This window comes from Brevundimonas sp. (assembly GCF_044239655.1).
GTDB lineage: Bacteria > Pseudomonadota > Alphaproteobacteria > Caulobacterales > Caulobacteraceae > Brevundimonas.
Map to the genome: position 1 here is coordinate 1 of NZ_JBIIAY010000007.1, position 22706 is coordinate 22706.

The 22706-nt window shown below is 66.7% G+C and carries 24 protein-coding genes and 1 pseudogene; 13 read left to right on the top strand and 12 right to left on the bottom strand.

The window, feature by feature from the left end; translation table 11 throughout:
- From ACILQR_RS01925 to ACILQR_RS01935, 3 genes and pseudogenes are all read left to right on the top strand, one after another.
- A pseudogene (locus tag ACILQR_RS01925) lies at window positions 1-260 on the top strand (protein translocase subunit SecF); the annotation flags it as partial.
- A gap of 201 nt (window positions 261-461) precedes the next feature.
- Window positions 462-1082: a hypothetical protein gene (locus tag ACILQR_RS01930; RefSeq protein WP_395649835.1), complete on the top strand. Its 621-nt coding sequence runs from the start codon at window positions 462-464 to the stop codon at window positions 1080-1082.
- 1 nt (window position 1083) lies between these two features.
- Window positions 1084-1734, top strand: a complete 651-nt coding sequence (locus ACILQR_RS01935; protein WP_395649836.1) for a squalene/phytoene synthase family protein — start codon at window positions 1084-1086, stop codon at window positions 1732-1734.
- Here the strand turns inward: ACILQR_RS01935 and ACILQR_RS01940 are convergent.
- Window positions 1731-2609, bottom strand: coding sequence for an oxygenase MpaB family protein (locus ACILQR_RS01940; protein ID WP_395649837.1), 879 nt, complete (start codon window positions 2607-2609; stop codon window positions 1731-1733). The two genes, ACILQR_RS01935 and ACILQR_RS01940, sit on opposite strands and share 4 nt — an antisense overlap.
- A gap of 1 nt (window position 2610) precedes the next feature.
- On the bottom strand, window positions 2611-4002 hold the full coding sequence (trmFO, locus tag ACILQR_RS01945) for a methylenetetrahydrofolate--tRNA-(uracil(54)-C(5))-methyltransferase (FADH(2)-oxidizing) TrmFO (protein WP_395649838.1): 1392 nt from the start codon (window positions 4000-4002) through the stop codon (window positions 2611-2613).
- Between the two features lie 81 nt (window positions 4003-4083).
- Here trmFO and ACILQR_RS01950 point away from each other — a divergent pair, with 81 nt between their 5' ends.
- The 3 genes from ACILQR_RS01950 (at window position 4084) to ACILQR_RS01960 (ending at window position 6710) form a co-directional block, all read left to right on the top strand.
- Complete coding sequence (locus tag ACILQR_RS01950) at window positions 4084-4887, top strand: hypothetical protein (protein ID WP_395649839.1); 804 nt, start codon at window positions 4084-4086, stop codon at window positions 4885-4887.
- Window positions 4888-5041: 154 nt separating this feature from the next.
- On the top strand, window positions 5042-5761 hold the full coding sequence (locus ACILQR_RS01955) for a hypothetical protein (protein WP_395649840.1): 720 nt from the start codon (window positions 5042-5044) through the stop codon (window positions 5759-5761).
- Between the two features lie 49 nt (window positions 5762-5810).
- The gene (locus ACILQR_RS01960; protein ID WP_395649841.1) at window positions 5811-6710 is read left to right on the top strand and encodes a hypothetical protein; all 900 of its coding nucleotides are present in this window, start codon (window positions 5811-5813) and stop codon (window positions 6708-6710) included.
- Window positions 6711-6716: 6 nt separating this feature from the next.
- Here ACILQR_RS01960 and uvrA read toward each other — a convergent pair whose 3' ends face one another.
- Together uvrA and ACILQR_RS01970 are read right to left on the bottom strand one after the other, a co-directional pair.
- The gene (gene uvrA, locus ACILQR_RS01965) at window positions 6717-9659 is read right to left on the bottom strand and encodes an excinuclease ABC subunit UvrA (RefSeq protein WP_395649842.1); all 2943 of its coding nucleotides are present in this window, start codon (window positions 9657-9659) and stop codon (window positions 6717-6719) included.
- A 103-nt stretch (window positions 9660-9762) separates the two neighbouring features.
- Window positions 9763-10200, bottom strand: coding sequence for a hypothetical protein (locus ACILQR_RS01970; RefSeq protein WP_395649843.1), 438 nt, complete (start codon window positions 10198-10200; stop codon window positions 9763-9765).
- A 128-nt stretch (window positions 10201-10328) separates the two neighbouring features.
- Between ACILQR_RS01970 and ACILQR_RS01975 the strand changes: the two genes are divergently transcribed.
- On the top strand, window positions 10329-10457 hold the full coding sequence (locus ACILQR_RS01975) for a hypothetical protein (protein ID WP_395649878.1): 129 nt from the start codon (window positions 10329-10331) through the stop codon (window positions 10455-10457).
- A 64-nt stretch (window positions 10458-10521) separates the two neighbouring features.
- On the top strand, window positions 10522-12033 hold the full coding sequence (locus ACILQR_RS01980) for an ABC-F family ATP-binding cassette domain-containing protein (protein ID WP_395649877.1): 1512 nt from the start codon (window positions 10522-10524) through the stop codon (window positions 12031-12033).
- Here ACILQR_RS01980 and ACILQR_RS01985 read toward each other — a convergent pair.
- The 4 genes from ACILQR_RS01985 to ACILQR_RS02000 all read right to left on the bottom strand — a co-directional run bounded on the left by ACILQR_RS01985 (window position 12030) and on the right by ACILQR_RS02000 (window position 15548).
- The gene (locus ACILQR_RS01985) at window positions 12030-13610 is read right to left on the bottom strand and encodes an EAL domain-containing protein (RefSeq protein ID WP_395649844.1); all 1581 of its coding nucleotides are present in this window, start codon (window positions 13608-13610) and stop codon (window positions 12030-12032) included. The genes ACILQR_RS01980 and ACILQR_RS01985 overlap by 4 nt on opposite strands.
- 89 nt (window positions 13611-13699) lie before the next feature.
- On the bottom strand, window positions 13700-14143 hold the full coding sequence (locus ACILQR_RS01990) for a flagellar basal-body protein FlbY (RefSeq protein ID WP_395649845.1): 444 nt from the start codon (window positions 14141-14143) through the stop codon (window positions 13700-13702).
- The gene (locus ACILQR_RS01995; protein WP_395649846.1) at window positions 14140-14436 is read right to left on the bottom strand and encodes a rod-binding protein; all 297 of its coding nucleotides are present in this window, start codon (window positions 14434-14436) and stop codon (window positions 14140-14142) included. The genes ACILQR_RS01990 and ACILQR_RS01995 overlap by 4 nt, the downstream gene beginning before the upstream one ends.
- Window positions 14436-15548: a flagellar basal body P-ring protein FlgI gene (locus ACILQR_RS02000; protein ID WP_395649847.1), complete on the bottom strand. Its 1113-nt coding sequence runs from the start codon at window positions 15546-15548 to the stop codon at window positions 14436-14438. Before ACILQR_RS02000 ends, ACILQR_RS01995 begins: the two co-directional genes overlap by 1 nt.
- 181 nt (window positions 15549-15729) lie before the next feature.
- Between ACILQR_RS02000 and ACILQR_RS02005 the strand changes: the two genes are divergently transcribed.
- Window positions 15730-16155 carry a flagellar assembly protein FliX gene (locus ACILQR_RS02005; RefSeq protein ID WP_395649848.1) on the top strand — a complete coding sequence of 142 codons (426 nt, stop codon included), beginning with the start codon at window positions 15730-15732 and terminating at the stop codon, window positions 16153-16155.
- 181 nt (window positions 16156-16336) lie between these two features.
- Complete coding sequence (gene dksA, locus ACILQR_RS02010) at window positions 16337-16771, top strand: RNA polymerase-binding protein DksA (RefSeq protein WP_271143782.1); 435 nt, start codon at window positions 16337-16339, stop codon at window positions 16769-16771.
- A gap of 3 nt (window positions 16772-16774) precedes the next feature.
- On the opposite strand, the gene ACILQR_RS02015 is transcribed toward dksA, so the two are convergent.
- Both ACILQR_RS02015 and ACILQR_RS02020 read right to left on the bottom strand, forming a co-directional pair.
- A complete protein-coding gene (locus tag ACILQR_RS02015; protein ID WP_395649849.1) occupies window positions 16775-17179 on the bottom strand; it encodes a type II toxin-antitoxin system VapC family toxin in 405 nt (134 codons plus the stop codon).
- Complete coding sequence (locus ACILQR_RS02020) at window positions 17176-17439, bottom strand: type II toxin-antitoxin system VapB family antitoxin (RefSeq protein ID WP_395649850.1); 264 nt, start codon at window positions 17437-17439, stop codon at window positions 17176-17178. The genes ACILQR_RS02015 and ACILQR_RS02020 overlap by 4 nt, the downstream gene beginning before the upstream one ends.
- Before the next feature lie 103 nt (window positions 17440-17542).
- Here ACILQR_RS02020 and gltX point away from each other — a divergent pair, with 103 nt between their 5' ends.
- Window positions 17543-18889, top strand: coding sequence for a glutamate--tRNA ligase (gene gltX / locus ACILQR_RS02025; protein ID WP_395649851.1), 1347 nt, complete (start codon window positions 17543-17545; stop codon window positions 18887-18889).
- A gap of 58 nt (window positions 18890-18947) precedes the next feature.
- Here gltX and ACILQR_RS02030 read toward each other — a convergent pair whose 3' ends face one another.
- Entirely contained in the window at window positions 18948-19262 is a 315-nt protein-coding gene (locus tag ACILQR_RS02030) for a CC_3452 family protein (protein WP_395649852.1), read from the bottom strand.
- 121 nt (window positions 19263-19383) lie between these two features.
- Window positions 19384-19989, bottom strand: coding sequence for a TIGR00730 family Rossman fold protein (locus tag ACILQR_RS02035; RefSeq protein ID WP_395649853.1), 606 nt, complete (start codon window positions 19987-19989; stop codon window positions 19384-19386).
- A 120-nt stretch (window positions 19990-20109) separates the two neighbouring features.
- On the opposite strand from ACILQR_RS02035, the gene ACILQR_RS02040 reads away from it, so the two are divergent.
- Complete coding sequence (locus tag ACILQR_RS02040) at window positions 20110-20823, top strand: hypothetical protein (RefSeq protein WP_395649854.1); 714 nt, start codon at window positions 20110-20112, stop codon at window positions 20821-20823.
- 314 nt (window positions 20824-21137) lie between these two features.
- Entirely contained in the window at window positions 21138-22676 is a 1539-nt protein-coding gene (locus ACILQR_RS02045; protein WP_395649855.1) for a hypothetical protein, read from the top strand.
- Window positions 22677-22706 lie beyond the last annotated feature (30 nt).

A 22706-nucleotide genomic window follows, 5' to 3' on the forward strand; every position in this document is an offset into this window, starting at 1 on the left:
TGATCGACCTGTCGCTGAACGAGACCCTGACGCGGACCATCATCACCGGCGTCACCGCCGTCATGGTGCTGGCGGCGCTGGCCATCTGGGGCGGCGAGGCCCTGCGCGGCTTCTCCCTGGCCCTGATGTTCGGGATCATCGTGGGCACCTATTCGTCCATCTACGTCGGCGCGCCGATCATCCTGCTGTGGGGCGTGAAGCGCGGCGAGATCGGCGAGGAAGCCAAGCCGGTGAAGCTGGGGATGGCGTCGCGGCCGTAGGTTTCCTTCTCCCCTTGCGGGAGAAGGTGGCAGCCGCAGGCTGACGGATGAGGGGTCACGCAGACGGTTGGAACAGCGTCCGGCAACCTCATCGTCGAAACCGAGCCACCCCTCATCCGTCACGCTCCGCGTGCCACCTTCTCCCGCAAGGGGAGAAGGACTAGGCTGGCTCTTTCCGAATCCCTGGGGAGGGCTTGATCCATGGCCAATCTGCTGACGAACTTTCGCACGACGATCCTGCTGAGCGTGGCGCTCGCGGTCTTGATGATGTTCGCGTTCGGGCGGGTGGCGCCGGGCGGGTTCGACCTGGGCTTCTGGCAGGCGGCGCTGCGATGGGTCCACGTCGTCGCGGGCATCCTGTGGATCGGGCTGCTGTACTACTTCAACTTCGTCCAGATCCGGGTCATGCCGTCGATCCCGGCCGAGCTGAAGCCCGCCATCGGCAAACATATCGCGCCCGAGGCCCTGTTCTGGTTCCGCTGGTCGGCGCTGGCGACGGTGCTGGCGGGTCTGGCCGTCATGTTCACGCGCGGTCATGCCTATGCGGCCGAGGTGCTGAGCTTCGGGTTTGCGGGCGGGATGGTGCAGGGCGACCAGGGCTTCACCCTGATGGGCGTCGGCGTCTGGCTGGCCGTCATCATGTTCCTCAACGTCTGGGGCATCATCTGGCCGAACCAGAAGCGGGCGCTCGGCATCGTGGTGGTCGATGACGAGAAGAAGGCCAAGGCTGCGCGCGTCGCCATGCTGGGCAGCCGTACCAACCTGTTGCTCAGCCTGCCCATGCTGACCTCCATGGCCATGTACCAGACCCTGTTCGGCTGATTTGGACCAGGCGGCGCCCCCATTCGATGAGGGTGGCCTGGACGACCAGGTCCATGCCGCCGACCTCGATCGCTGGCTGTCCAGCCGGTTCGTGGCGGATGAGCGTGCGCGCGCCGACTTGATCGCGCTCTACGCGTTCGAAGCCGAACTGATGGCCATCCCGACGCGGGTGACCCAGCCGATGCTGGCCGAGATGCGCTATGTCTGGTGGCGCGACCAGCTGGACGGGGTCTTCGCCGGCGTGCCGAGGAAGGGCCATCCGGTGCTGGAGGCCTTGACGGATGTGGTGGCGCGACGGGGGCTGGAGCGCAGCCCCTTAGAGGCGCTCATCGAGGCGCACATTGGTCGGGTCCATGGCGAACCTCACGACCTGGACGCCTTCTACGTCGGGCCGATGCAGGCGGCGGTGCATGTGCTGGCCGGGCCGGGACACGACGCGGCCGTGATCGAGGCCGGGCGGGTCTGGGGCCTCATCCAGGTCGGGCGATCGGAGGAAGCGCGGGCGCTGCGGGGGAGGGCGAACCGCGCGCTCAAGGGCCTGCCGACCGGTGCATTTCCGGCGGTGGCCCATGCGGCGCTGTCGGACCCGTCGCAGGGCGAAGGCGGCAAGCGGCTGCGGCTGGTTTGGGCGAACCTGACCGGACGAATCTAGCGCGGAGCGCCCGTGGGCCATGCCAGGACGTCTTCCGGCCAGACCCGGCGGTTGGGGGAGCCGGTATAGACCCAGTCCAGGGTGCGCTGCATCGTGCGGGCTCCGGCGCGGGTGATGGGCGAGGCGGGCGGCAGGCCATGCATCCGACGAGCCCAGTCGGGCAAGAGGTCGGCACCCGCCGCCATGATCAACTCCGCGGCTCGGTCCTCGGCCAGGCCGCCGACCTTCTGGCGCATGACCAGGGCGGCGACCTCGCGGGTGCGGGCATCGGCCTTCAGTTGCGGCCGCATCGACTGGATCAGGGCCTCGGCCGAGGCGCGGTCGGTGGGGACGGGATCGGCCCCCAGCGCCCGACCGATGCGGGCCATCTCGGCCAGATAGGCGTCCTGGTCCGCCATCGACATGCCGGGCTGGCCATAGCGGACCCAGGCGTCGAGGAAGCTGGTCGTCTCCGTAACATGGACCCAGGCCAGCAGGGCCGGGTCGCTGACGCGATAGGGGGTGCCGTCGGCCGTCGTACCGGAGAGCCTGTCGTGGATCGAGCGCACCTTGTCGATCGCTGCCTGACCCGAAGGGGCGTGGTCATAGGTGGTGACGGCGATGAACTTGGCCGTTCGGCGCAGGCGGCCGTGCATGTCGGCGCGGAAGTCGGAATGGTCCCAGACGCCGGCCAGCACCGCCGGATGCAGCATCTGAAGCAACAGGCCGGACACCCCGCCGATCATCATGGTGACGATGTCGCCGTTGACCCGCCAGGCGACGGAGTCGGCGGGGAACAGGGCGTCGGCGCGGCGCAGGGCGGGTCGCTCGCCCCGCTCATAGTCGTTGAACAGTTCGTTGATCCGGCGACGGATGGCGACCTTGGCGAACTCCATGTCAGGCCGCGTCACGCCACTGCTTGAGCGCCTCGATGGCCCGGATGCTCATCAACCGCTTCTTGGCGCGGCCGCGTTCCTTCAGCGGGATCTTCTTGCCGGCCTCGTCGACCTTGGGCGTGTCGAGGGGCGGCAGCAGGCCGTAGTTGATGTTCATCGGCTGGAATTTCGAGCCCGTCAAATGACCCCCGGTGATGTGCTCGACCAGGGCACCGATGGCGGTGTGGGCGGCAGGGGCATCCAGCGGCTTTCCAAGGCGCTCGGCGGCAGCCAAGCGTCCGGCCAGCAGGCCCGTGGCGGCGCTCTCGACATAGCCCTCGACGCCGGTGACCTGACCCGCGAAGCGCAGTCGGGGCATGGATTTCATCCGTAACTGGCGATCCAGCAGATGCGGGCTGTTCAGATAGGTGTTGCGGTGCAAGCCACCCAGCCGCGCGAACTGGGCGTTCTGAAGCCCCGGGATCATGCGGAAGGTCTCCGCCTGGGCCCCGTGTTTCAGCTTGGTCTGAAAGCCGACGATGTTGAACAATGTGCCGAGCGCATTGTCCTGACGCAGCTGGACGATGGCGTGGGCCTTGACCAGCGGGTCGCGCGGGTTGGTCAGGCCAACGGGCTTCATCGGGCCGTGGCGCAGGGTCTCGCGACCGCGCTCGGCCATGACTTCGATGGGCAGGCAGCCGTCGAAATAGGGGACGTTCTCCCACTCCTTGGACTCGGCCTTGGGGCCGGTGCTCAGGGCGTCGATGAAGGCCTCGTACTCGCCCTTGTTCATCGGGCAGTTGACGTAGGCCGCAGCGTCTCCGCCCGGCCCCTCCTTGTCATAGCGCGACTGCCGCCAGGCGATGTCGAAGTCGATCGACTCGGCGTGGACGATAGGGGCGATGGCATCGAAGAAGCTCAGGGACTCCTCGCCGGTCAGCGTCAGGATCGCCTCGGCCAGGGCGGGGGAGGTCAGGGGGCCGGTGGCCACAATGACGCTATCCCAATCCTCGGGTGGCAGGCCGGCGATTTCCTCGCGTTCGATGGTGACCAGCGGGTGGGCCTGTAGCGTCGCCGTCACCTTCTGCGAGAAGCCTTCGCGGTCGACGGCCAGGGCACCGCCGGCGGGCACCTGATGGTCATGGGCGCTGGCCATGATGATCGAGCCGAGTTCGCGCATCTCTGCGTGCAGCAGGCCCACCGCATTGTGCTCCCAGTCGTCCGACCGGAAGGAGTTGGAACAGACCAGTTCGGCCAGGCCGTCGGTGTGGTGGGCATCGGTCCTGACGCCGGGCACGCCGCGCATCTCGTGCAGGATGACGGGCACGCCGGCCTGGGCGATCTGCCAGGCGGCCTCGGATCCGGCGAGGCCGCCGCCAATGACGTGGATGGGTTTCAGTTCAGTAGGGTTCATCGGGGCCTTCTAGGGCCTTGGGGCGCAATCGTCAGCCTCCGTATGCTGGCGCCGGGCGGGGTGCGTCGTTACGGAAGGGGCATGACCGAGCGGCTGAGCCAGAAACTGATATTGCGCGAGACCCTGGCCGAGACCCTGCGCCGGGTTCCCGAGATGTGGCGGGGCGCGGGCGGGGCGATCGGGATCGCGGTGCTGGCGGCCGTGGTGCTGGCCGTCGTCCCGCTGGCCGGGCCGATGCGGGCGGTCTGCTGGGTGTGGCTGGTGACGGCGTCGCTGGTCGCGTTCGGGGCAGTGACGCGGATCGGGGTGGCGCGGGATCTGGCGGGTGGCAGGGTGCTGGGCCTGGGGCCGTTCGGGTTCCAGCTGACGCGGACCGAGGCACGGCTGGCGGGGGCGACCCTGCTGTGCGCGCTGTTCATGACCATCATCCTGTCGTTGCTGGCGCTGGTGGCCCTGGCCCTGTTCGGCGGAGCGGGGCTGGACGCCGAGGCGATCCGGGCGCGCGACTGGGCCGGGGCGGGGCCGTTGTGGAAGCGGGTGTTGCTGGCCATCGTCGGGGTGATCGTGCTGGGTGCCCCGGTGCTGCTTGGGCTGCGGCTGTCGCTCTTTGCCCAGGCGACGGTAGGGCGCGGGCGGATGACGTCGCTGACGGTCACCCGCCTGACCAACGGGTCGATGCTGCCGCTGTTCGTCGGGTTGCTGCTCGTCGAGATGCCGAAGACCCTGTGGCTGGTCCTGATGGTCGTGGGGGCTGTCAGCGGGCCGGTGGCCGTGATCGGCGGGATCGTCGTGCTGGCAGTCGTCCAGGCTCCCCTGACGGCATCGTTCCTCGGAGCGGCCTATCGACGGCTGGAACGCCCCGGCGAGGATCTGGCCCCGCTTTAGGGCCTTCGCCCCGGTCGGCGACCCATGCTAGAGGCCGCAAATGAAATTCTCGGCAGGCGAAGCGGCGTTTGAAGGCTTTCGGGTCACCCGTCAGCACCCCAGGGCGGTACTGGCCTGGGTCGGGGTCAGCGTCCTGGTCCTCGGAGCCATGGGGTTGACCGCCCTGCCGATCCTCAGCCCTGGCATGAGTGAATTCAAGGCCTCGATGATCAGTGGCGCCCAGCCGTCGACCGAACTTCAAATGCGGATCCTGCGGGCCATGATCGCCGTGATCCCGCTGTACCTCGTCAGCCGGGCCATCCTGCTGCCCGCGCTTTATCGCGCGATGGCTTCCGACAGCCGCGACCGGTTTGGATTTTTGCGCCTGGGGCGGGACGAGTTGCGCGTGTTGGGCGTACTGGCGATCCTGTTGTTCATCTCGCTGGTTCTCGACCAGGCGGGTGCGTTGCTGAACGGCCTGCTCTCGATGGGCGGGCTGGGTGTTCTCGGGAGTGCGGCTGAAGCCGTTGCGATGCTGGCGAGCATCTATGTCTCTGTGCGGCTGGTGCTGCAGGCGCCTGCATCCTTCGTGACCGGAACGATCGATATCTCGGGGGCCTGGCGGGGAACTCGCGGACTGTTCTGGCGTCTGCTCGGCCTGGCCATCATGGCGGGCGTGATGGGGATTGTCGTGACACTGCTTCTTTCGATCGTGGCCCTGCCGTTCAGCGAGGCTGCTGGCGGGTTCACAGAGATGTCGCCCCTCACTACCGTCTCGGGTCTCGGGTTGGTGATCGTCGGAGCTGTCGCCATGACGCTGAGCATGGTCATCGTCTCGGCCCCCTTCATGGCGGTCTATCGCGCCCTGGATGGCGATCATTCACGGCAAGGCTGACAACCGGTCCGGTTTGGCCCTAGTGTGAAGCAGGGCAAGGGGAACAATCATGGCGTTTTCAGCGAGCGATGCGGCGTTCGAGGGGTTTCGGATCGTGCGCCGGCGACCCTTGTCGGTCCTGGCCTGGGCCCTGGCCTATGTGGTCTTCTTCGCCGTGGGCTTCCTGCTGGTCGGGCACTCATTCATTTCGGTGATGACCCAGATCGAGGCGCTGGAACAGGCGGGCGGTTCCCCCACGATGACGGACTTCGCCCCGATCATGGGGGCCTATGGTACGATCTTCGGGGTCGCCTGGCCGCTGTCGATCCTTCTCGGCACCGTCCTGAGTACGGCGATCGCGCGGGCGGTGGTGCGGCCCAAGGACAGCGCCCTGGGCTATCTGCGGCTCGGCATCGACGAGTTCCGGGTGCTCGGGGCCATGGTCGTCCAGTTCCTGCTGCTGATGGTCTATTATGCGGTCGTCGGCGGGGTCTGTGTGGGGTTGGGCGTCTATGCCCATTCCAGCGGCCAGGGTTGGGCATGGTTGGCCTGTGTGCTGGTCGGGCTGATCGGATTTCTGGCGTTGATCTGGCTGATTGTGCGGCTCAGCCTGACCGTGCCGATCATCGTGGCGGAAGGCCGGTTCACCCTGTTTGGCTCGATGCCGGTGACCAAAGGCCGGTTCTGGCCGCTGCTGGGGATGGCGCTGCTGGCCGGTATCATGTCGATCGTGGTGGCGGTCCTCGGCGGGCTGATCTCCATGCCCATCGCGCTTCTGACAGGCGGACCCCTGGTGGCCCAGCTTGAGACGGTCGAGGGGCTGTCGACCATCGAGATCCTGACGAAGCTGGCGCCGGCGCTGATCGCCACCGGCGTCGTCAACGCCATACTGTCGGCGTTGCAGCTTGCCATTCTGTATGCGCCGTTCGCCGAGGCCTATCGCCAGATCAAGGGCGTCGAGGCGAGCTGACGCCGGTCAGCTCGCCTCGACCTTTTTCTTCGCCCTGGCTGGCTTCTCGACCGATGCCGTGAGTGCGGCGACGCGGGCCTTTCGCCGGGTCTCGTGGCGATCGAGCACCTCTTTCAGGTATTTTCCGGTCCAGCTGGCGTCGTTCATGGCGACCTGTTCAGGTGTGCCGACCGCGACGATCTCGCCACCGCCGTCGCCGCCCTCAGGTCCGAAGTCGAGCAGGTAGTCGGCAACCTTGATCACATCCAGATTGTGCTCGATCACCACGATGGTGTTGCCGCTGTCGACCAGTTCCTGAAGCACCTCCAGCAGCTTCCTCGTGTCCTCGAAATGCAGACCGGTGGTGGGCTCGTCGAGGATATACAGGGTCTTACCGGTGGCCCGTTTCGACAGCTCCTTGGACAGCTTGACCCGCTGGGCCTCACCGCCCGACAGGGTCGTCGCCGACTGTCCGACCTTCACGTAGTCCAGGCCGACGCGTGACAGGGTCAGCATCTTGTCGCGGATCGGCGGCACGGCCTTGAAGAAATGCCCGGCCTCCTCGACGGTCATGTCGAGGACATCGCTGATCGACTTGCCCTTGAAGACGATCTCCAGGGTCTCGCGGTTGTAGCGTTTGCCCTTGCAGATGTCGCAGGTGACATAGACGTCGGGCAGGAAGTGCATCTCGATCTTGATCAGCCCGTCGCCCTGACAGGCCTCGCAGCGCCCGCCCTTGACGTTGAAGCTGAACCGACCCGGCCCGTAACCGCGAGCCTTGGATTCAGGGAGGCCGGCGTACCAGTCGCGAATGGGACCGAAGGCCCCGGTATAGGTCGCCGGGTTCGAGCGCGGGGTGCGGCCAATCGGCGACTGGTCGATGTCGATGACCTTGTCGAAATGCTCCAGCCCCTCGATGCGGTCGTAGTTTGCGGGGGCGTCCGAGGCGTTGTGCAGCCGGCGCGCGGCCGCCTTGTACAGGGTCTCGATGGTGAAGGTCGACTTGCCGCCGCCGGACACGCCGGTGACGCAGGTGAACAGGCCGACGGGCACGGCACCGGTCACGGATTTCAGATTGTTGCCGGTCGCGCCGCTGATCTTCAGCATCTTCTTCTTGTCGACCGGGCGACGGCCGTCAGCGGGCAGTTCGATCTCGCGCTCGCCGGTCAGGTATTTGCCGGTCAGGGATTTGGGGTTGGCCATGACCTCTTCGGGCGTGCCCTCGGCACAGATCTCGCCGCCGTGAACGCCGGCGGCCGGGCCCATGTCGATGACATAGTCGGCGGTCAGGATCGCCTCCTCGTCATGCTCGACCACGAGGACGGAGTTGCCGAGGTCGCGCAGGCCGCGCAGGCTTTCCAGCAGTCGGGTGTTGTCGCGCTGGTGCAGGCCGATCGACGGCTCATCGAGCACATACAGCACCCCGGTCAGGCCCGAGCCGATCTGTGACGCCAGCCGGATCCGCTGGCTTTCGCCGCCGGACAGGGTGCCTGAGGCGCGGGAGAGGGACAGGTAGTCGAGGCCGACGTTGTTCAGGAACCGCAGGCGGTCGCCGATTTCCTTCAGGATGCGCCGGCCGATCTCCATCTGCTTGTCGGTCAGTTGCTCCGGCAGGGCGCTGACCCAGTCGTAGGCCTTCTTGATCGACAGGGTCGAGATGTCGGCGATGTCGGAGCCGTCGATCTTGACCGCCAGGGCCTCGGGCTTCAGCCGCTTGCCGTGGCAGAAATCGCAAGGAGTCTCGGACTGGAACCGGCCCAGTTCCTCGCGGACCCAGGCGCTGTCGGTCTCGCGCCAGCGACGGTCGAGGTTGGGGACCACACCCTCGAACGGCTTCGACACCTCGTATTTGCGGGCATTGTCGTCATAGACGAACTTGATCTTTTCGGTGCCCGTGCCGTTCAGGATGACCTTCTGGGCCTTCTCCGGCAGGTCGCGCCACGGCTTGTCCATCGAGAAGCCATAGTGAAGCGCCAGCGCCTGAAGCGTCTGGGTATACAGCGGTGACGGCCCGCGAGACCACGGGGCGACGGCACCCTTGTGCAGGGTCTTGTCGCGGTCGGGGATGACCAGGTCTGCGTCGAAGGCCAGCTTTACGCCCAGGCCGTCGCAGACCGGGCAGGCCCCGAACGGATTGTTGAACGAGAACAGCCGGGGCTCGATCTCACTGATCGTGAAGCCCGAGACCGGACAGGCGAATTTCTCGGAGAAGGTGATCCGACGGGGCTCCTGGCCTTCGTCGGCATTGGCCCATTCGGCGACGGCGATGCCGTCGGCGAGACCGAGCGCCGTCTGGATCGAGTCGGCGTAGCGCGCTTCCAGTCCGCCCTTGGTGACGATCCGGTCCACGACGATGTCGATGTCGTGCTTGAACTTCTTGTCGAGCGTCGGCGCGTCCTCGATGGCATGGAACTGACCGTCGATCTTCAGCCGCTGGAAGCCCGAGCGTTGCCACTCGGCCATCTCCTTCTTGTATTCCCCCTTGCGGCCCCGGACGACGGGAGCCAGCAGCAGCAGGCGTTCGCCGTCGGGCAGGGCGACCAGCTTGTCGACCATCTGACTGATCGTCTGGCTCTCGATCGGCAGGCCGGTCGCGGGCGAATAGGGGACACCGACCCGCGCCCAAAGCAGGCGCATATAGTCATGGATCTCGGTCACCGTGCCGACGGTCGAGCGCGGGTTCTTGGAGGTCGTCTTCTGTTCGATCGAGATCGCTGGCGACAGACCCTCGATCAGATCCACGTCCGGCTTGCCCATCAGTTCCAGGAACTGGCGGGCGTAAGCGCTCAAGCTCTCGACGTAACGCCGCTGGCCCTCCGCATAGATGGTGTCGAACGCCAGCGAGGATTTTCCCGACCCCGACAGGCCGGTCATCACGACCAGCTTCTCGCGCGGGATGTCGACATCCACGCCCTTGAGATTGTGCTCGCGCGCGCCGCGCACGCGGATGAAGTTGTGCTTTTCGGTCATGGGTCCGGGAAACGCAGGGAGCCGGACAAGGGTCCGGTGCAACGTCACTATATGGGGACTGATCCGCTCGATTCAGCAAGAACAATGTGGGAACATTGCCGCGTCAGTCAGCGGAGAGGAACTCTCCGACATTGAGCACCACCGTGCAGCTGTAGTCGCTGGCGCCCTCAGTCGAGCAGCTGTCGATGCCCACAGTGTCCCGGACCAGTCTTTGAGCGTAGCGCTCTGTACGCCCGTACACAGCATACTCGGACAATTGTGCGGCGCTCCACGCACCAAGGGCATCGTAGAAGGCGTGGGCGACCGGACCAGTGCAGGTGAAACGCAGATGGTTCTGGCCGGGCTCCTTTACATAGGTTTTCGCCGCCGCCGCAGCGGCGATGCAGTCGGCGTAGTGGCGAGCCTGGGGCGGAGGCATCTCGCCCTCGGGCCTGATCAGGAAGGGTCCGCGGGTCGGCTGAACCTCCATGGCTTTTGTCGAGGCGCAGGCCGACGCGACCAGGGCGACGACGAGACAGGCGGCGACGGGTGTAGCGCGCATGATGAGGGTCCTCCACATGGGACCTTTTCACACAGCCGTGTTCAGGGCCAGCCGCCGTTGCGCTTGCATCGGCCGGCCTGTGAAGCCATCTTCGACCCATCGCGATCCCCGCGAGGAGACTTCAGCCCATGATCATCGCCCTGGAAATCGGCGCCGCCCTTTCCGCATCCGCGATGTTGATGGTTCTCTATGTCTCGTCTCTCCCCAAGCCCAAGCGGGTCAAGGTCCGCATCCAGGACAGGCGTACCCGCCGCTAAGGCGGGCGTTGTCCTCGATCGGGTCGTCGTTCGCACGCCGGACGGATCCACACTCTTCAACAATCTGAGCCTCGCCTTCAGCGGCGAGCGCACCGGCGTGGTCGGGCGCAATGGCGTCGGCAAGTCCACGCTGCTGCGGCTGGTCGCGGGCGATCAGACCCCGGCCGAGGGTTCAATCGCGCGTGCGGGCTCGGTCGGCGTCCTGGCCCAGCGCGTCGATCCGGGACCTGACGAGACGGTGGCCGAGACCCTTGGCGTGGCGGAGGCGACAGCGGTGATCAGCCGCGTGCTGGCGGGAGAGGGGACGGTCGAGGATCTGGCCGACGCGGACTGGGGTGTTGATGGGCGGATCGAGGATGCTCTGGCGCAGGTCGGGTTGGCGGGCCTCGACCTGTCGCGCGCGACGGCCAGTTTGAGCGGCGGGGAACAGACGCGGGTACGACTGGCGGGACTGCTAATCGCCGCGCCGGACATATTGCTGCTCGATGAGCCGACGAACCATCTCGACGCCGAGGGCCGGGCGATCGTCGCGGAGGTTCTGGGGCGCTGGACCGGTGGCACAGTCGTGGTCAGCCACGATCGGGTGCTACTGCGCCGCATGGACCGGATCGTCGAGCTGTCGAGCCTGGGGGCGTCGATTTATGGCGGCAACTACGATCTCTATCTCGAACTCAAGGCGGCGGAACGGGCAGCGGCAGAGCGGGAACTGGCCTCGGCCGGGCGTGAGGTTGACCGGGTGCAACGCGAGGGCGCTCGCGCAGTCGAGAAGAAGGCCCGCCGTGACCGGGCCGGGCGAGCCTTTGCCGCCTCGGGGTCGGCACCGAAGATCGTCCTGGGCATGATGGCCGAGCGGGCCGAGAGCTCCGGCGCGCGCGAGGGTCGGCTGGCCGAGCGGCGAAGGGAGGAGGCCGAGGCCGCCCTGGCGGAAGCTAAAGCACGAGTTGAACGGGTCCGCGCACTCTCCATCCCGGTCCCGCCGTCTGGGCTGGCGGCGGGGCGGACGGTGCTGCGGATGGAAGGGGCCGGCTGGGCGACGCCGCAGGGGCGGCGGATCGTCGGGCCGCTCGACCTGTCGATCACGGGGGCCCGGCGCGTGGCGATCACCGGGCCGAACGGGGCGGGCAAGACGACCCTGCTGAGGCTGGCCGTCGGAATGCTGGAGCCGACGTCTGGCCGTGTCGAGCGGCCGGTGCGCGCGGCCCTGCTGGATCAGGATGTCTGCCTGTTGCACGCCGGCGAAACCCTGGTTGAGGCGTTCCGACGCCTCAATCCGGAGGCGACGGATCATGAGGCACGGGCTGCCCTCGCGCGGTTCCTGTTCCGTAACGTCGCCGGCGACAAGCGGGTCGAGGTGCTGTCAGGCGGCGAGCGGTTGAGGGCAGGCCTGGCCTGCGTCCTCGGCGGGGCCCGCCCGGCGCAGCTTCTCGTGCTGGACGAACCGACCAACCACCTCGACCTCGACGCGATCGCGGCGGTGGAAGCGGCGCTCCGGGCCTATGACGGTGCCCTGATGGTGGTCAGTCATGATGCTGCGTTTGTGGAGGCGCTCGGGGTGGATGAGGTCGTGCGCCTTTAGCCCCATGCCTCGACGGTTCCCCGGCGTCGCGCAGGTGTTGCGGCGGACAGCACAGTGCGGGGTTCGGGTTCGGCCTTGCCGAACAGCCAACCCTGGCCGTAGTCGACGCCAAGGTCGCGCAGGATGTCGGCCTGGTCCTGGGTCTCCACGAACTCGGCGATGGTGGTCAGGTCCAATGATCCGCACATCTCGACCAGGTGGGCGATCAGGGTGCGGGCGCGGGCGTCGGATCCCAGCCCCCTGACAAACTTGCCGTCGATCTTGACGGTGTCGACCGACAGGCCGTGGATATAGTCGAACGAAGCGGCGCCGGCACCGAAGTCGTCGATGCAGATCTGGATACCCGCCTGGCGCAGGGCGCCCAGCCGGCGATTGGCGGCTCCGATGTCGGCCAGGGCGGCGGATTCGGTGACCTCGACGATCAGGCGACGACGATCCTGAGGCACGGCTGCAGTCATGCGCAGCAGTTGTTGGGCGTACGCATCGTCGGCCAGAGAAGCACCCGAAACATTGACGGCGATCTTGAGAAGGCCCGAACCGGGCTGGCGCAGGCGCTGGATAGCCTTTTCAACGACGGCGAGGTCGAAACCCTCGATCAGGGCCAGTTCCTCGGCCATCTGGATCGTTTGGCCAGGGCTGCCCCAACCGAAGCGGGCCAGGGCCTCGAAATGGTGGACCGCGCCTGTGTCGAGCGCCACGATCGGCTGATAATGCAGGGCGAAGTCGCGGCCCCGAACCATGGCGCGGAATTGGTCGGCTTCGCGCAAGGTGCGGGCAAGGGCGGCGTCGAAGGCCTCGTCGGGCCGACTGTCGGATCCGTCGACCAGGCAGCTCTGGATCGCGAAGCGCAAGGCCCGAAGGGCGTTGACCGGGGACGCTCCGGACAGGTCGGCGATAGAGCCGGTCACATCGACGTCCAGGCCTTCGTCGCGTGCTAGTTCCCCGACCTCGCCAAGGATGTCGCGCGTGTCATTCTGGTCGCGCAGCACGGCGTAGCGATCGTCCGTCAGTCGTGACGCCGCGCCGCCAACAGATGCCGATTGCAGCGCCGCTTCAATCCGGGCGGCGGCTCGCACGCTCTCCGCACCTGACGCCTTCAGGCCGACGACATCGACGAAGGCGACGGCCAGGTTGGCAGGGTCACCGCCGGCCAGGACCGTCCTGGCGCGGGCGAGGAAGGCTTCCGCATCGATCAGCTCGGCAGGCGCGCCTTCCTGGGACGATGCCAAGGTGTAGGCTGGGCCTTCGTAGCGGATCGAGCAGGAAATGCTTGGGGCGAGATCGGGCAGGACAAAGGCGGCCAGGGTCGCGCGACGGACCCTGCCTTCGCCGCACGCCATGAGGATTTCCATCGGGGCGAGCCGACCCCCGGGTTCCAGGGCGGAAAGCGCGGCTCCGACCGCTTCGGGTCGGTGTACGATCAGGGCGTCGAACGGGCGGCCATGAAGGCTGGCCGGGGTTACATTGCTGGTCGGGCCGGCCCCAAGCGCGAACGTGACGGCCCCGTCCGGCTGCATCTCGATCAGCAGATCGCCCGATGCGAAGGCGAAACCCAGAAGGCGGTGGCGGAGCTGCATTCTCGAAATCTAACCCACAAAAGGTTTAGGCTTCGCCGTCCAGAAGGGTTAACCGGCTGGTTTGCCGGGCTCGATCCACCGCATGGACGTCAGGCGCTGCGGTTCAATGTGATGGCGCGGCCATCACCCTGATAGGCCCGTCCAGAGGCACCGTAGCCGGTCCCCATGGCGCGGGCCCCGGCCACCTCGGCGGCGATCGTCTGGATCAGGCCTTCGGAGATGATGCGGGCCGCCTCGACCGCGCGGGCGTGTTTGGCGAGGACGGCTTCGAACCGTTCGGTGGCGCGGATCAAGGCCATGCGTTCGCTGCTCGGGGCTTGCGACATCAGGCCGGGCGCGGCCTTCAGTTGGGCGGACTCGCGGCGATACTGATTGGTCAGGTCCTGGGTCTCGGGCAGGCTGGCCACGACGTCGCCGGGTCGTCGTTCGGCGAAGGCGCGGGTCTCGGCCTCGAGCCGGTCGGTCAGGCGCTCGGTCAGGGCGACTAGGCGGCGAGCGTGGGCAGTGGCGGTTATGGGGTCCGAAGCGTTCACTGACCCTGCTCCTGCATCTTGATCATTTCGGCCATGACGGTGTCGGTCAGGCCGATGCCGCCGGCCTTGACGGTCTGTTTGGCCATGGCGTCGATCAGGAAGCTGCGCCAGGTGGCCTCGGCCTCGCCGCCACCGAACATCCCGTCGGTCGACAGGCCCTCGAACATCGGCTTCATCATCTGGGACATGAAGCTGGTCTCGAAATCCTCCGCGGTGCGACGCATTCGGGCGGTCTGGGCCAGCTGGGCCGGTGTCGGTGCGATGGCGGCGAGTGGAGACGCGACTTCAATCATCACATCACCTCGATTTCGGCCTGGAGGGCCCCGGCGGCCTTGATGGCTTGCAGGATGGAGATCATGTCGCGCGGCGAGACACCCAGGGCGTTCAGGCCGTTGACCAGTGTGGAGAGCGAGGTTCCGCCGTTCACGAGCCTGATCTCGCGGCCGAGTTCCTCCTCGACCGTGACATCGGACTGGGGGACGACGGCGGTCTGGCCCTGGCTGAAGGGGGCCGGCTGGCTGACCTGGGGGCTTTCCTGGACCGAGATGGTCAGGTTGCCCTGCGCGATCGCGACGGTTGAGACGCGGACCGCCTCGCCCATGACGATGACGCCGTTGACCTCGTCGATGATGACCTTGGCCGGCACGTCGACGGTGACAGGCAGGTTCTCGACGCGGCTGATGAAGCCGGCCATGCCCAGTTGGGCCGGGGCGCGCAGGGCGATGACCGAGCCGTTCTCGGCCAGGGCGGTGCCGGGATAGGTCTGGTTGATGGCGGCGGCGACGCGCTGGGCCGTGGTGAAGTCGGGATTGCGCAGGGTCAGGCGGACCTCGGCCATGCCGTCCAGGTTGAAACCGGTCTCGGCCTCGACCGTGGCCCCCGAGGCGATGCGGCCTGCGGTCGGCACGCCACGCGTGACGGAGGATCCCGAACCGCCGGAGCCGGAGACCGAGCCAGTCTGTACGGATCCTTGCGCCACCGCATAGACCTGGCCGTCGGCACCTTGCAGACTGGTGACGATCAGTGTGCCACCCAGCAGGCTCTTGGCGTCGCCCAGACTGGCCACGGCGACGTCAATGCGCGCGCCGGGTGTAGCGAAGGGCGGCAGTTCGGCGGTGACGAGGACGGCGGCGGTGTTCTTGGTGTTGGCGTTGGCGCCGCGGATATTGACGCCGAGCCGCTCGGTCATCCCTTCCAGAGACTGGCGGGTAAAGGGGGCGTTCCTGAGCGAATCGCCGGTCCCGTTCAGTCCGACGACAAGACCGTATCCGACCAGCTGGTTCGTCCGCACGCCCTCGACCGAGGCAATGTCCTTGATGCGGGACTGGGCAAGCGCCCCGCCGGCGCAGGCCACCATCGCCAGGACGGCGAGGGGAGCGATCAGGCGGGTAAGCAACTTCTGCATCGGGCGGCGATCCTGGAGGACTGACATTGCGTGCGTTGCGAAAGTCGTGCCGCAGAAAATGTGTTTATCTTACAGAGCATTGATGATTTGGCCGGGTGCCGAGGCGGCAAAACCTGCCTGGCCGTTAACCAAACAGTGACGGTCCCCGGCGAGGGTTGCGCATGTCCCGGAGCGTGCTTTCATGAAGGTGACCGGCCCATCGGCCCCGACGACCTCGACGCCGTCTCGTGCAGCGCGTTCGACAGGCGGTTTCAGCCTGGGATCGACGGCTGGCACCTCTGCGCCGACGGCCGCGCCCGCAGCCTCGGCCACGACCAATGTCGCCGGTTTGTCGGCCCTGATGGCCTTGCAAGGGGTCGAAACCGCGACCGAACGCCGGCGTCGAGCCATCCGGCGCGGCGGTGGCCTGCTCGACCGGCTGGACGAGCTCAAGATCGCCCTGCTGTCGGGTGAGGCCGGCGAGGGGGCGCTGGAACGGCTTGGTCGGGACTTGCGCGAGGCCCGGACCGACGACGACGAACCCGGGTTGACAGACCTGTTGAACCAGATCGACCTGCGCGCTGCGGTAGAGCTCGCCAAGGCGGAAGTTCGCCGCAGTGCAGCATAAATCCGTCGAATCGCTGGGTTATTTCGCCTGCTACCACCGTCGGTGATGAAGAAATGTCACGCCAACACCACGGACAACCAAACGGCGATCACGGACGCGCGACCTGTGTTGCTCCGACTCTGTCATCTGCCTATAGGCAGGACGACGCCGCAGGGGGGTGTTTAGTATGAGTGTGAGTGCGATGACCGCAGTTGCCTCTGTCGTTGTTCCGGAACCGGTCGCCTATCGACCCTCCGACGACGAGCCGTTCATGAACGAACGGCAACTGGCCTATTTCAAACACAAGCTGATGGCGTGGCGGGACGACATCCTGCGCGAGTCCAAGGGCACGGTGGTCAATCTGAAGGCCGAGACGGAGAACCATCCGGATCTGCTGGACCGCGCGTCCTCGGCCTCCGACCGGGCGCTGGAGCTGCGGACCCGCGACCGACAGCGCAAGCTGATCTCCAAGATCGAAGATGCCCTGCGTCGGATCGAGGACGGCTCATACGGCTACTGTGAGGACACCGGTGAACCGATCGGCCTGGGTCGGCTTGAAGCCCGCCCGACCGCGACCCTGTCCGTCGAGGCCCAGGAGCGCCACGAACGCCGTGAGCGGGTTCACCGGGACGATTGATCGTCAGGCGGTCATGGCAGGAATGGCTGGGATCACGTCTGTTTCGCTGAAATCATTGCCCTTGAACAAAAGCGGCGAGGCAGTCTCCTTTGCCAAGGCATAGGCGAAGCAGTCACCGAGATTGAGCTTCGCGGACGTCCGTTTGCCAAAGGTCGCTTCGGCATCGCAAGCCAGTCTGGCCGTCTCCCAGGTCGCGGGCACCACCCGGATACGAAGGTCGTGGATAACCGACTGCAACTCGGCAACGCCAGAATCTCCCCGCAGACTTCGTAGTCGGGTCGTCGCCTCCCAGTATCCGATCGGCGAAAGCACGAGGTCGGATTGAGCCAAAAGGAACTCGCGAAACGAGATCGCCTCGGGTTCTTCAAGCAGAATGGCCACCAAGGCAGACGCGTCTACGGCTATCACTTCGGCAGGCCGTCTTCGTCATAGAGGTCATCGTCCGCAAGCAGGGGCCCGACGATCGGCAGGGCGTTGAAGCGACGAACCGCCTCCTCGACGCCACGGCGACGTTCGGCGATGTCGGCCTCGCGCGCGGAGGTCAGCCGTTCGTCGCGTTCCCGGACCATTTCCTCGACCAGCTCGGTGATGGACTTGCCCTCGAGGCGCGCCATGCTTCTCAGCCGCTCGGCAACTTCGGGCTTTCGGATCTGGACAGGTGCGTTCATGACAAACAGTAGTCTATCATGACGGTACCATCCGTCCAACCTGCGCCTTGACTTCGCCACCCCTGTAACCGACCTACGCGCCTCGCTTTCGAGGTCGCCCGTCATGTCCGCCAACTCGCCCGTCAAGGTCCGTTTCGCCCCGTCGCCGACCGGGAAATTGCACGTCGGCAACGTGCGGACCGCCCTGGTCAACTGGATGTTTGCGAAAGGGCAGGGGGGCGCGTTCGTGCTGAGGATCGACGACACCGATCTGGCGCGCTCCACGGCCGCGTTCGAGCAGGGGATTGAGGATGACCTGACCTGGCTGGGGTTGGTCTGGGACGAGCGCTATAATCAGTCCAAACGGTTCGATCGTTATGAGGAGGCGGCCGAGCGTCTGAAGGCGGCCGGGCGGCTCTATCCCTGTTACGAGACCGGCGAGGAGCTGGACCGGCGGCGCAAGGTGCAACTGGCGCGCGGCCTGCCGCCCATCTACGACCGCGCAGCGCTCGATCTGACCGACGCCGACAGGGCCGCGTTCGAGGCCGAGGGCCGCAAGCCCCACTGGCGGTTCAAGCTGGAGGGCCGCCGTGTCGCCTGGGAGGATCTGGCGCGCGGTCATGCCGAGGTGGACACGACCTCGATGTCCGATCCGGTGCTGATCCGCGAAGACGGGCTGTTCCTCTACACCCTGCCGTCGGTGGTGGACGACATCGATATGGGCATCACCCATGTGATCCGGGGCGAGGACCATGTCACCAACACCGGGGCCCAGATCGAGATCTTCGAGGCGCTCGGTGGGCCCACGCCTGGCTTTGCGCACATGCCGCTGCTGGTCGGTGCCGACGGTCAGGCCCTGTCCAAGCGGCTGGGGTCACTGTCGATCGCCGAAATGCGCGAGCAGGGCTATGAGCCGATCGCAATCACCAGCCATCTGGGCCGGATCGGTACGTCCGATCCGCTCGAGGTGGGGGCCTCGGTTGAAGCGCTTGGGGAGGCCTTCGCCTTCACCAAGATGGGCCGGTCTCCGGCGCGGTACGACACGGCGGATCTGGACCGGCTGAACGCCCAGGCCCTGCACGCCATGCCGTATTCGGCCGCGCAGGAGAGGCTGGCAGCCTTGGGCGTCGACCTGGGCGAGACCTTCTGGAATGCCGTCCGGCCGAACCTGGTCAAGTTCGGCGACGTGGTCGATCAGGCGCGGATCGTCCAGGGGCCGGTGACGCCGGTGATCGAGGATGCGGCATTCGCCGAGGCGGCGCTGGGGTTGCTGCCGGCCGTGATCGACGAGACGGCCTGGTCGGCCTGGACCTCGGCCGTCAAGGAGGCGACCGGGGCCAAGGGCAAGACCCTGTTCATGCCACTGCGGCTGATCCTGACGGGGCAGGCACACGGGCCGGACATGGCGACCATCATTCCCCTGATCGGGCGCGAACGGATGGTGCAGCGGCTAAAGGGCGGGGTCGCCTGAATACGAAAAAGGGCCGGACGGTCGCCCGTCCGGCCCTCATCTCAGTCTGATCAAGCGATCAGGCGGCGGCGGTGTTGCAGGTCGCCAGTTGGGCGTCCGTCAGAGTCACGCCCTTGTAGGTGAAGCTGGCCAGGGCCACGCCCACCTTGGCGACGACGCGGCGACAGGCCCGCGTGGCGGGCTGGTTCGCACCGACACCGGTGCCGACGCAGACGTTGTTGGTCCCGCAGCGCCAGTTGGTGCCGTCGATGATTACCGGGGCGCTGGGCGTGAAGGCGACGTTCTGGACCGTGAAGCTGGACGCGTTGGACTGGGCAAAGGCGGGGGCGGTGCCGGCCAGCATCAGGGCGGCGGCAAGAGCGAGTGCGCGCATGGGAGGTCTCCGTATGGCGTTCGGAGCCGCACGATGCGCATCCGATGCGTCACTGTCAGTTTCGTTAGAAAACTGTCAAGCCGTTTTCGCTGCACTGCGACAATAAGTGATCGATGATCACCTATCTGGGATCAAACCGCAACACGGGGCCATCGTGGTCCTGCTGCATCAGGGCGATAGCCTCTTCGACCGTGTCACAGACCGAGTAGGCCTGGAGGAAGGATGCGGGCGTCATCCCCTCTGCCACGCTGTGCTCGACCAGGGTGAAGAAGGTGTCCCAGAAGCCCTTGATGTTGAGAAAGATGATCGGCTTGGCATGCAGGTCCAGCCGCTTCCAGGACAGCAACTCGACGACCTCTTCCAGCGTTCCGACGCCGCCTGGTGCCACCACGAAGGCGTCCGAGTTGTCGTACATCAGCTGTTTGCGCTCGTGCATGGAGGTGACGACCACGGTCTCGACCTCGTCGAACAGGCGTTCGCGGCTGCGCAGGAAGCCGGGCATGATACCCACGACGCGGCCGTCCGCCGCATGGGCTGCGCGCGCCGAGGCCCCCATCAGGCCGACGCCGCCGCCGCCATAGACCAGCCGCCAGCCGACACGGGCCGTGGCGGCACCGAACTCACGCGCGGCCTCAAGATAGGCCGGGTCCGCGCCGTCGGACGACGCGCAGAACAGACAGACGGAACGGCCCTCGTAGGGGGCGACGGTCGCGGAGAGAACAGACATGGGGCCTCGGACGGAAATGCGAGACAGGCCGCCGCGCGACGGTCTATCTGGGGCGACAGTCCTATAGGGCCGGCGAGCGGGATGAAACGGGCGAATCTGTTGTCGAGGCGAGTCACAGGGTTGGTCATCGGCGTTGTCCTGGCGACGACGGCGGCCTGTACCGCGCCGCAAAGCGCGCCGAACTCAGCCGCCGCCGAGGCCTCGACCTGGGTCATGACGCCTCAGGTGGAAAGCTTTGAACGGCGCGAGGGCAGCCTGATGCTGGGCGGCCGCGCCGCGCCGGACGGGAGGGTGGTCGTGCGCGGCCCGGGCGGGATCGCCTATGCCACCAGCGCCGACGCCAGCGGGCGGTTCACGGTCCGTATCGACGCTCCCCGGGAGGCCGCCCTGTTCATGGTCGAGACCCAGACCGGTCAGGACGCGACGCCTGCGCCTTACCGACTGCTGGTCAGTGCGGACATCGGGGGACCCATCGCCCTGCTGACCCCCGGAGGGCCCAGTCTCAGACTCGATCAGGCAGGACCGCTGGACGTGATCGACGGCGATGGGCGAAACCTGCTCGCATCCGGGCGTGCCGCCGCTCAGGGGCCAACCGAGGTGACGACCGACGGAAGCCCGGTCGAAATCCAGCCAAATAGGGATGGGCGCTGGGTCCTTCCTCTGGCATCCGGTTCGCGGGTCGTCGTGGTCGCGGACCGGGCCTACTCTATCCCGACGCCGCAGACTGGCATCGCGGCCTCGTTCTCCGTGGAAAGAGCCCCCGGTGGGCGTATTGTGTCCTGGAACACGCCGGGCGGAGCGGTACAGCACGCCTGGTTCCCGGATTCGGCCTGACGGCGTTAGCGCTGCGTTAACCCAATCGGCGTTCTCTCAGGCTGTGCTCTTTTTTGAGGACACCCACCATCACCAGACTGATTTCGCCCGGCGCTCGCGTCGGGCTTTTTTTGTCTCGGAGAAATCCGACGGGTGCGGATCAACCGTCATCATCACGAGACGACAACTTCACACAAGCGCGCCGGAACCGTCATGGTTCGGCGCGGACGGCGTCACGAAGCTTGCCTACTGAGAGCGCCGGGCAGGTTGGGCGAAACTTCGTCGGACGCGAGGCATGACGCCGCGCATCCATCCTGTCGCGACATTGATCAGACATGGTGGACATGATGACCGGCTTTCGACTGACAACCCTCTTGACGGTCGCCGCCAGCGCTCTGACGCTGGCCGCGTGCGGCTCGGCCGAAGTGGCTTCGCCCGGCGAAGGTGATTTCGGCGGCGGCACCACGCCGACCACTCCCACCACTCCGACGACGCCGGCACCCGGCACGCCCGCTGCGGATTGCCCGACCGGCCTGTCAAACGTCGGTCTGGTCGCCAACGGCACGTTGCGCGCCTGCCAGTTGCCCGCCACCATCACCGGCTCCCTGACCCTGTCGGTCCGCGCGGGCACCATCTATTCGATCTCGGGCCGCACCGAAGTCGGCACCGATCGCGGCGCTGATCCGACCGCGCCCGTCGCCGGCAGCGTCCAAGGCATTCTGACCATCGATCCGGGCGTCAAGGTCTTCGCCTCGGGCGGAACCGACTACTTGCTGATCAACCGCGGCTCGCAAATCTTCGCTGAAGGCACCGCCACCAACCCGATCATCTTCACCAGCCGCCAGAACATCGAGGGCACGACGACCGCGACCTCGCAGGGCCAGTGGGGCGGTATCGTCCTCGCGGGTCGCGCACCGGGTGCCGTCTGCCCCGTCGGCGTGACCGCGCCGAACGCGTCCTGCGTCGGTCAGGTCGAAGGCACCAGCGCCAACTACGGCGGCAACTCGCCGGCCGACAACTCGGGCCGTCTGCGCTACGTCCAGGTCAACTATTCGGGCTTTGAACTGTCGCCGAACAACGAGCTTCAGGCCCTGACCCTGGCCGGCGTCGGCAACGGCACGGTGGTCGAGTTCTTCCAGTCCTACAACTCGTCGGACGACGGCATCGAAATCTTTGGTGGCACCGTCAACCTGAAGAACATCGTCATCAACGGTGCCGACGACGACGGCCTGGACACCGACACCGGCTGGCGCGGTGGGGCCCAGTTCGGCATCATCACCCAGAAGCCGACCGCCGTGACCAACGGCAGCCGTGGCTTTGAATGGTCGGCCGCTCCGTCCGGCACGGCATTCTATGCCCAGCCCAAGGTGTCGAACTTCACCATAGTCGGCCGTAACGCTGCCGTCGCCGCCGACGCCTTGCTGACGCTGAACACCGGCACTCAGCCCACGATCATCAACTCGATCGTGACCAACCCGACGACGTCGGCCGCCGCCTGCCTCGACATCGACGACGCCCAGACGGTGACCAACGCCCCGATCTTCCGCTCGGTCTATTTCGCCTGCTCGCGTCCCTATGAGAACGACAGCAACGTCAACGGTGCGGCGACTGAGGCCGTCTTCCTGTCGGCGACAAATGTGTTCAACACCCCGACCGGCTCGTCGACGGGCCTGCTGGCCCCGGCCGGTGCGACGATCCAGAACAGCACGCTGACCTTCATCACGGGTGGCGACGCGGCCCTGGTGACGCCGACCAACGGCAACGCCCTGTACTCGTTCTTCTCGAACGTGACCTACATCGGTGCCGTCCGGAACGCGGCCGACACCTGGTACCTGGGCTGGACCTGCGGCCTGGCTGCTGGCTCCAACTGCTGATGACGAACGACGGGCGGTCTCCGCGAGGAG